Origin of the sequence: Corynebacterium sp. HMSC05E07, assembly GCF_001807225.1 — a bacterium.
Lineage (GTDB): Bacteria > Actinomycetota > Actinomycetes > Mycobacteriales > Mycobacteriaceae > Corynebacterium > Corynebacterium singulare.
The window spans coordinates 1-676 of sequence record NZ_KV788264.1 but is presented as its reverse complement, the minus strand read 5'-3'; the positions used below and the strand labels follow the sequence as shown (position 1 = coordinate 676).

1 protein-coding gene is annotated in these 676 nt (G+C 50.3%); it reads left to right on the top strand.

All coding sequences use genetic code 11. From position 1 onward, the window contains the following. Positions 1 to 296 (top strand): ATP-binding cassette domain-containing protein (locus HMPREF3149_RS13160; RefSeq protein WP_210385446.1); only part of this gene is annotated, 296 nt, incomplete at its 5' end. Positions 297 to 676 lie beyond the last annotated feature (380 nt).

Below are 676 nucleotides of genomic sequence, written 5' to 3'. Positions count from 1 at the left end.
TGAACAACTTGAGTTGTCTGCGAATGCCCGGTTGCACCTTGACGACCACTATCGCCCGCATGTCCGGAGGCGAAAGACAAAGAGTCGCTATCGCTGCCGCGCTCTCATCTAACAAAGGAACGCTAATCCTAGATGAACCCACTTCTTCCCTCGGCACGGACGATCAACGAGATCTCGCAAAGCTACTACGCAACCACGTCAACAATGGTGCGAGGGTAATACTGTCCACGCACAACTCCGACTTCGTTGAATTTATGCTGCCAGCTAACATATTGGAGCTTGAGGAAAATGTTTAACTTCGAAGGAGCTCTCCTTCGCTCGCGAAGATTTTACGCACTCCCAACTCTGGAGGACACCACAGAGGATTTCTTGACGAGAGAGCTCGATGGTTATGTACTCCGACGGGGCGAATATTGGACCAGCTATCGGCTAGTCGGTACCGATATTTCCCCTCAAGGCTGGAAGGTACATATCTCACCCAGCCCATCATCACAGGGCCGTAAAAGAAGCGGAACTAAACCCAGGACGCTTCATATCCTTTCTTGGGGTGCAGTGGCCAACAGAAAATAAAGACCGGAAACCACACTTTCCAGGCGAGCTATTTTAAAACTCTGGCTATTGGATATTTGTTCGAAAGCCAGGAGATTGCCGTTTCGGCGTAGTTGGTAGGGGCAAT